The following is a 7,806-nucleotide window of genomic DNA, read 5'->3' on the forward strand; positions in this document are numbered from 1 at the left end:
GGCTACCTCTTCGCCTATGGCGACAGCCTCGAAGCGACGACTTTCGGCGCCCTGCTCGAGAGTTTCGCCCGTGTCGACGCAGTCGCCACCTGCTGTTCTGCCGAGATCATCGCCGGCGTCGCGCGGGGCCGCTACCTCATCGCCTACAACGTGCTCGGCTCCTACGTGGCCAGCGCCGCCGCGCCCGAGGTCGGCGTCATCCTGCCCGAGGATTACACGCTGGTACTGTCGCGCGCCTACATGATCCCAAAGGACGCGACGCAGAAGGCCGCGGCGGCGCGCTTGCTGGAATTCCTGCTGGGCGACGAGGGCCGGGCCTTGCTGACCAAAGCCGGGCTGATCACCGAGATGGACCCGGCCGAGACCGGGCTGACCCCCAGTGCCCGACGGCTTCTGCCGCTGTCACCGGTCCTGCTGGTCGCGCTGGACGCCAACCGCCGGGCGCGGCTGCTGAAGGCCTGGGAAGACACCTTCCGTCCCGGGGACCCGCGCCGGTAAAGCCGTGGCGGCGCAGGACGGCCTGCGGGTCGCCCCTGGCCTCTGCCTTGTCCTGTTGCGCCGAAGCGGGCGCTGACAGCACCCGCCCCGGCGTCCTTGACCCTAGGCCTTACTTCTTGAGGTTTGTCCAGATCGTGTCGTAGACCTCCTGAACCTCCTGCGAGCAGGCCTCGATAAAGACGGCCTTGCCGGCGCCCTCGGGCGGGTTGGCCTCGGGCAATGTGCGCAATTCCTCGTCGAGCATGTCGGCCACGCCATCGACCCCGGCACCGTAGCGCGTCCAGTTGGTCAGCTCGGCAACGTTCTCGGGCTCCAGCAGGAAGTCCATGAACTTGAGCGCGTTGTCGCGGTTGGGCGCATCCTTCAGCAGGACGACGTTGTCCATCCAGGCGATGTAGCCCTGCTTCGGGAAGGCGTATTCGACGTTAGCGCCTTCTTCGCGGGCCTTGGCGCTAAAGCCGTCATAGATCATTCCCGCGGCCGCGTCGCCGGAGACCAGCACCTCTTTCGCGGTGTCGGAGTTGAACGAGACCCAGTGCTGCTTGGCCTCTTGCAGCATCGTGTTCAACGCCTTCAACTGGTCACGGTCGGAGGAGCATTGCGGAATCCCGAGGTGCAGCGCGGCCATCGCCATGACCTCGCCCTGGCTGTCGAGCACGTTAATTTTGCCGGAGAGTTCTGCCGGCGGGTTGAACAGGATATCGGTCGAGTCGATTGCACCGTCGTAGACGTCGCGGTTCACTGCGAAGCTGGTCGAGCCCCACTGGTAAGGGATCGAGCTCTTGCGCCCAGGGTCGAAACCGGGATCGGCCCATTCGTCCGCGATATTGCCCTTGTTGGCCAACTCGCCCTCTTCGATGGTGCCGAGCATGCCTTCGTCGGCCATGATCTTGACCATGTAGTCGCCGGGCACCGCGATGTCGTAGGTGCCGATCCCGCCGGCCTTCAGCGCGGCCAGCAGCGCCTCGTTGGAATCGTAGGTGTCCATGACGACCTCGACGTCATGCTCTTGCGAGAACTTGTCGAGCAGCTCTTGCGGCATGTATTCGAACCAGTGGTAGATCACCAGTTTCCCCTCGGCGGCGGCGGCATTGGCAAGGCTTGCCAACGCAAGCGCGGCGACACCGGATTTCAGCAGTCTGTTCATCGTTCTCTCCTTGTTGGTCATTGGGTCTTGTCAGTTCGGCTGATGACGTAGGACAGGCTGACAAGCACCACCGACAGCGCCAGCAGCATCGTCGAGATCGCCATGATGTTGGGCTTGATCCCCTGTTTGACCGACCCGAAGATCGCCGTTGGCAGCGTCTCGACGCCCGCGCCCTTGACGAAGTTCGTAATCAGGAAATCGTCGAGCGAGACGATGAAGGCCAAAAGGAAGCCCGAGAATATTCCCGGGATCATCAGCGGCAGCAGGATGCGGGTAAAGGCCTGGCGCTTGGTCGCGTAGAGGTCGAGCGCCGCCTGTTCGAGGCTGTCGGAAATGCCCTGCATCCGGGCCGAGATCGGCAGGTAGGCAAAGGGAATGCAAAAGGCGATATGCGCAAGCAGGATGCTCAGGTAGCCGCGGGTGAAGCCGACTGTGTTGAAGAATATCAGCGTCGCCACCGCCAGCACGATCTCGGGCACCATGATCGGCAGGCCGATCAGACCCAGCGACAGGTTGCGCCCCCGGAACCGGCCGCCCCGGATCATGCCCGTCGCCGCGAGGGTGGCGATCACCGTGGCCGTGGTCGCCGCGAGGATGGCAATGGTGAACGAGTTCCACGCCGCCCGCTTGAACTTGGCGCTTTCGGGCCCGATGAAGACTTCCGCGTACCAGCGCAGGCTAAGCCCCTCCCAGTTGGTGATCGAGTTGCTGTCGTTGAGCGAATAGATCGTCACCACCAGAAGCGGCGCGTAGAGCACCACGAGGCACAGCACGGTGATCGGGAAGAAGCCCGTGAAGCTCTTGATGTCGTAGCCGCGCGCCATCACCCGGCCCCCTTTTGCGCTTTCGCCTGCTGGCGGGCGAAGATCAGCAGCAGCACCAGCACCATGGTCAGCAGGATCATCGAGGCGGCGGCGCCGAAGGGCCAGTTGCCGGCGTTGCCCTTGAACTGCTCCTCGATCAGTGACCCGATCATGAAGTTCCGCGCCCCGCCCAGCAGATCCGGTGCCAGGAACGAACCCAGGGACGGCACGAAGACGAGGATGCAGCCCGCGATCACGCCGGGTTTCACCGCCGGCAACAGGATGCGCCGCAGGGTCGTCAGCTTGGAGGCATAGAGGTCGGCGGCGGCCTCGCTCAGGTTGAAGTCATAGCGCTCGACGCTGGCATAGATCGGCAGCACCATGAACGGCAGGTAGGAATAGAACAGGCCCATCTGCACCGCGAAGTTGGTGTTGACGATGGTCAGCGGGCTGTCGATCACACCGAGGCCCAGCAGGACGTCGTTCAGCGGCCCGTTGTCGCGCAGCATGAACTTCATCGACACGGTGCGGATCAGCAGATTGACCCAATAGGGAATGGTGATCAGGAACACCCAGAGCGGGCGCGTCTTTGCGGGCCGCGTGGCGATGTAGTAGGCGGTGGGCAGGCCGATCAGAAGGCTCAGCAACGTCGCCAGCCCGGCCTGCCAGATCGAGCGCCAGAAGATCGCGATATAGGTCCATTCGATCGTGCAGGGCTCGTCGCCGAACAGCCCGCGGGAGCAGAAGAACTGGTCATAGGCTGCGAGGCTAGGTTCCCAGATCACGCCGCCGCGGAATTCCTTGGTCAGGAAGGAATAGACCAGCATCAGCAGGACGGGCACCAGCACCATCACGCCCAGCACCGCCCACGCCGGCAAGAGCAGCCATGTCCGGGCCTCTCTATAGGTGTCGGTCGTGGCGCTGCCGCCGCTTGCCGCCCCGCCTGCCATCAGTCGACAAGGAGGCGCGCGGCCCCCGTCTCCATGTTGACGAAAACCGGGCTGCCCGGCTCGAAAATGCGCTTGTTGCCGCGGTCGGAATTGGAGGTGCGCACGGTGAACCCCGGCCCGTCGGCGAGATCGACGAGGGTCGAGATATCGGTGCCGACAAAGATGTTCTCCTTTACCGTGGCCTCCAGCGCCTCGGCGCCGGCCGGCGCCTCCGAGATGAACAGCCGTTCGGGACGCACCGACAGATGCACGTTGGCCCCGACGCCGACACCCTCGACCGCGGCGCAGGTCAACTCGTGCCCGCCGCCGAGGTGACAGGTCGCGCGGCCCGCGTCGATCCGGTCGACCGAGACGTCCAGCAGATTGGTCTCGCCGATGAAATCGGCCACGAAGGTGTTGCGTGGCCTCTCGTAGATGTCGCGCGCCTGGCCAAGCTGCTGCACCTCGCCGGCGGACATCACGGCGATCCGGTCAGACATTGTCAGCGCCTCTTCCTGGTCGTGGGTGACGAAGATGAAGGTGATGCCGGTTTCGCGTTGCAGGTGCTTCAGCTCCAGTTGCATCGCCTTCCGGAGCTTGAGATCGAGCGCCGAAAGCGGCTCGTCCAGCAGCAGCACCCGCGGCTGGGGCGCCAGCGCCCGGGCCAGGGCGACCCGCTGCTGCTGACCACCGGACAGCTGCGTGGGCTTGCGGCTGGCGAAGGCCTCAAGTTGCACCAGTTCGAGCATCTCGCCGGCGCGGCTGCGCGCCTCGCTCTTGGACTTGCCGCGCATCTCCAGCCCGAAGGCCACGTTGTCGAGCACGGTCATATGGGTGAAGAGCGCGTAGTTCTGGAAGACGGTGTTCACCGGCCGCTTGTTGGGCGGCAGCGAAACGATGTCTTCGCCGAAAAGGTGGATCGCGCCCTCGGTGATCCCCTCGAATCCGGCGATCATCCGGAGCAGCGTCGTCTTGCCACAGCCCGAAGGCCCGAGAAGCGTGAAAAACTCGTTGTCGAAGATCGACAGGGACACGGTCTTCAACGCGGTGAAATCCCCGTATCGCTTGACCGCCTGGCGGACGTCGATGGCGATCTGTCTGTCGTCGGGCAAGGGGAAACCTTCTCTGTTGCCAGTCTGCGACGACACTATGCGGGCTGGGAACGCGCCAGAAGAACCGTGTTGCTTATCGTGGCTTAGCCTTTTCCTAACGCGGATCCTCGCCGCGGAGCACGTCCAGCACGCGGCTCATCATCGCATCGCATTCGGCAAGTTGCGCCTCGGCAAGGTATTCGTCGGCCTTGTGGCCCTGGCCCGCCATGGAGCCCGGGCCGCAGACCACCGTGGGGATTCCGAGCCCGGCAAAGACACCGGCCTCGGTGCCGAAGGCCACCTTGGTGGTGCGATCGCTGGCCGCGAGTTTCCCAGCGAGGGCGACGACAGCGTTGTCCGGCGCCACGTTAAGCCCGGGGTAGGCGTTAGCCACGGTGAGTTCGATGCGGGCGCCCCTGTGCCTGCCGGCGACTTCCGCCGCCGCGGCCTTGATACGCGCGAAAAGATCGTTCGGCGCGTCGGCGGCGAGGTGGCGGAATTCGAATGTCATCTCGGCCCGGTCCGGCACGATGTTGAGCGCCGTGCCGCCCGAAAGCTTGCCCACATGCACGGTGGAATAGGGAATGTCATAAGCGGAGTCCCGCGCGCCGCCCTCGGCCAGCGCATTCTGAAGCGCGCGCAAAGCGCCCATGAACTCGCCGGCGAGGTGAAGCGCGTTGGTGAACTTCGGCGCCAGCGCCGAATGTCCGGCCTCGCCGTGAAACACCGCATTCAGCGCCGCCTTGCCCTTGTGGCCGATGGCGACCTGCATTTCGGTCGGCTCGCCCACCAGGCAGGCGCGCGGCAGGCCGATGGTGCCGGCAAGCTGGTCGATCATCTGCTGGATGCCGACGCAGCCGACTTCCTCGTCATAGGAAAACGCCAGCTTCAGCGGCTCTTGCAGATCGGCCCCCGCCGCGCGGTCGGCAAGCGACAGCATCGCGGCGAGGTAGCCCTTCATGTCGGTGGTGCCGAGGCCATACAGCCGGCCGTTCTCGCGGGTCAGGCGGAACGGATCGCGGCTCCATTGCTGGCCTTCGACGGGCACTACGTCGGTATGCCCCGACAGAAGTATCCCGCGCCCCGGCGGCCCGAGGCTCGCGAAAATCCCCGCCTTGTCACCATCGGGCGCGGCCAGGCGATGCACGTCGAATCCGCGCTCTTCAAGGAACGCCTGGATGTAGTCGATGATCCCGAGGTTCGGCCGCGCGCTGACCGTATCGAAGGCGACCAGCCGGTCGAGAATCTCCACTGTCTCGCCGGTGCCCATGTTCAGTCCACCGCCAGTTCCGTGATCTCGCGGCGGAACGGCAGATCATCACCGATATCCGGCGCGTCCAGCTCTCGCGCGTAGCGGTGGCCTGCATAGGTTGCCCAGGCGATGGGTCCGGGCGCGTTGGCGTCGCCGATGATCTCGACCGAGCGGATGCCGGCATCGGTCCAATCGGCCTCACGCGCCTTCAGATCGTCGAACAGTCCACGGTTCTCTTGCCGCGAGGCGACCATCACCACGGCGTCGCAGTCAAACCGCTGCGTCTGCCCGGTGTAGACGCAGTTGCTGATGACATGGTCCACGCCGATCTCGGTGATCCCGCGATTGAGCACGATTTCCACCCCCGCCTCGACAAGGCGCGGGTGGATGGCGATTTGCTCCAGCGTGTTGTTGGTCCAGTCCGAAACAAAGGCAGAGGGCGTGACCAGTGTCACATCGGCTCCGTTCCGGGCCAGCAATTCCGCCAGCACACCGCCCATGTAATAGTGATCGTCGTCGAAGAGGACGATCTTGCCTTCGGGAAGCGTGCCATCCATCAGGTCGTCCGGCGTGTAGACCGCCGCGCCCTCGGCAATCGGCATCGGTGTCACGTGCTGGCGCGCGACGCCGTCGCGGCGCCATGTCGCGCCGGTGGCAATGCAGACGTTCTCGAACCCGAATTCGAGAATGCTATCGGCGTCGAGCGCGCTGTCGAGATAGATCTCCACGTTCGCGCGCTGCGAAAGCTGATACTGGCGATAGTCAACCACCCGCCCCCAGGCCGACAGGCCGGGCAGCGCCGCCTCGCGCAGCACGCGCCCGCCGATCTCGGTCTTGGCCTCGGCCATCGCCACGTCATAGCCGCGCCGGCACAGCGCCCAGGCGGCCTCGAGTCCCGCAGGGCCAGAACCGACGATCAGCACGTTGGAGCTGTCGCCCTTGGCGTTCATCTTTTCCGGGTGCCAGCCCTTACGCCATTCTTCCATGAACGTCGGGTTCTGGGTGCAGCGGCTGATCGACATGGTCATGTCGCCGGTGATGCAGATGTTGCAGCCGATGCATTCGCGGATGTCCTCGATCCGGCCTTCCTCGATCTTCTTCGGCAGGAAAGGGTCGGCAATGGAGGGCCGCGCGCAGCCGATGAAATCCAGCGTGCCGCTGCGCACCATCCGGGCCATCACGTCGGGCGAGGTGAAGCGCCCGACGCCGACGATGGGCTTTTCCGTCAACTCGTGGATGCCGCGCACCAGCTGCTCTTGCGCCGCCTCCTCTTTAAAGCGTGACGGGCCAGAGCAATCCTCCCAGCTGCCATGCGCCAGGTCCCAGAGGTCGGGCAGATCGCGGTTCATCTCGATGAACTCGCGCAGTTCGGCATTGGAAAAGCCCAGCTCGCCGATGGTCTCGTCAAGGCTTACGCGCAGGGTCAGCCCCATCGTGTCGCCCACCGCGTCGCGCATGTCGGCCACGACTTCGTTCACGAAACGCGCGCGGTTTTCCAGGCTGCCGCCGTATTCGTCGCTGCGTTGGTTGGTGGCCCGGCTGAGGAAATGCTGGAAGATGCCGAACCCATGCGCGCCGTAAAGGCAGATCAGGTCGAACCCGGCGGCCTTCGACCGCTTCGCGGCATTGACGAACCAGCGGCGCAGATCGCGGATGTCCTGCTTGTCCATCGCACGGGCCTGCACCGGGTCGTTTGTAAATGTGCGGATCGGCATGGCCGAAGGCGCCAGCGGCACCTCCTTGGTATAGAGATTTGGCCCGTTGATGCCGGAATAGGCGAGCTGGATACCCGCGAGCGCGCCATGGCTCTTCATCTTCTCGGCCATCTTGCGCAGCTGCGGGATGTCCTTGTCCTCCCACAGGCGCAGCTCAATGAAGGGGGTGATTTCCGAGGTGTGGTGCATTTCGCATTGCTCGGTGAAGATCCCGCCCCAGCCACCCTCGGCCTTGATGCCGCGCACCTCGGCCGCCGCCGAGGGGTCGCGATAGCCGCCGCCGTTGCAATGCGGCACCTGGTAGAACCGGTTCTTGGCCGTGACCGGGCCGATGTCCATCGGCTCGAACAGAATGTCATAGCGTTTATCGC

General features: G+C 64.7%; 7 protein-coding genes. 1 reads left to right on the forward strand and 6 read right to left on the reverse strand.

Annotated elements, in window-relative coordinates:
* The coding region (locus tag ACN0T5_RS20990; protein WP_417770556.1) for an ABC transporter substrate-binding protein at positions 1-498 on the forward strand (498 nt) is incomplete at its 5' end.
* Positions 499-607: 109 nt separating this feature from the next.
* Here the strand turns inward: ACN0T5_RS20990 and ACN0T5_RS20995 are convergent.
* The 6 genes from ACN0T5_RS20995 to ACN0T5_RS21020 all read right to left on the reverse strand — a co-directional run.
* Entirely contained in the window at positions 608-1,645 is a 1,038-nt protein-coding gene (locus tag ACN0T5_RS20995; protein ID WP_417770557.1) for an extracellular solute-binding protein, read from the reverse strand.
* Positions 1,646-1,662: 17 nt separating this feature from the next.
* Positions 1,663-2,469 carry an ABC transporter permease gene (locus tag ACN0T5_RS21000; RefSeq protein ID WP_417770558.1) on the reverse strand — a complete coding sequence of 269 codons (807 nt, stop codon included), beginning with the start codon at positions 2,467-2,469 and terminating at the stop codon, positions 1,663-1,665.
* Positions 2,469-3,326, reverse strand: coding sequence for an ABC transporter permease (locus ACN0T5_RS21005; protein WP_417770559.1), 858 nt, complete (start codon positions 3,324-3,326; stop codon positions 2,469-2,471). Before ACN0T5_RS21005 ends, ACN0T5_RS21000 begins: the two co-directional genes overlap by 1 nt.
* Positions 3,327-3,397: 71 nt before the next feature.
* The gene (locus tag ACN0T5_RS21010; protein WP_417770560.1) at positions 3,398-4,489 is read right to left on the reverse strand and encodes an ABC transporter ATP-binding protein; all 1,092 of its coding nucleotides are present in this window, start codon (positions 4,487-4,489) and stop codon (positions 3,398-3,400) included.
* A gap of 94 nt (positions 4,490-4,583) precedes the next feature.
* On the reverse strand, positions 4,584-5,738 hold the full coding sequence (argE, locus tag ACN0T5_RS21015; protein WP_417770561.1) for an acetylornithine deacetylase: 1,155 nt from the start codon (positions 5,736-5,738) through the stop codon (positions 4,584-4,586).
* A 2-nt stretch (positions 5,739-5,740) separates the two neighbouring features.
* Positions 5,741-7,806, reverse strand: a 2,066-nt coding sequence (locus ACN0T5_RS21020) for an FAD-dependent oxidoreductase (protein ID WP_417770562.1), incomplete at its 5' end; no start/stop codon positions are given.

Source organism: Stappia sp., assembly GCF_048261845.1.
GTDB lineage: Bacteria > Pseudomonadota > Alphaproteobacteria > Rhizobiales > Stappiaceae > Stappia.

Excerpts from the sequence above, each read along its gene's own strand:
- argE (WP_417770561.1), bottom strand. The coding sequence starts at position 5,738 with ATGGGCACCGGCGAGACAGTGGAGATTCTCGACCGGCTGGTCGCCTTC.
- ACN0T5_RS20995 (WP_417770557.1), bottom strand. The coding sequence starts at position 1,645 with ATGAACAGACTGCTGAAATCCGGTGTCGCCGCGCTTGCGTTGGCAAGC.
- ACN0T5_RS21000 (WP_417770558.1), bottom strand. The coding sequence starts at position 2,469 with ATGGCGCGCGGCTACGACATCAAGAGCTTCACGGGCTTCTTCCCGATC.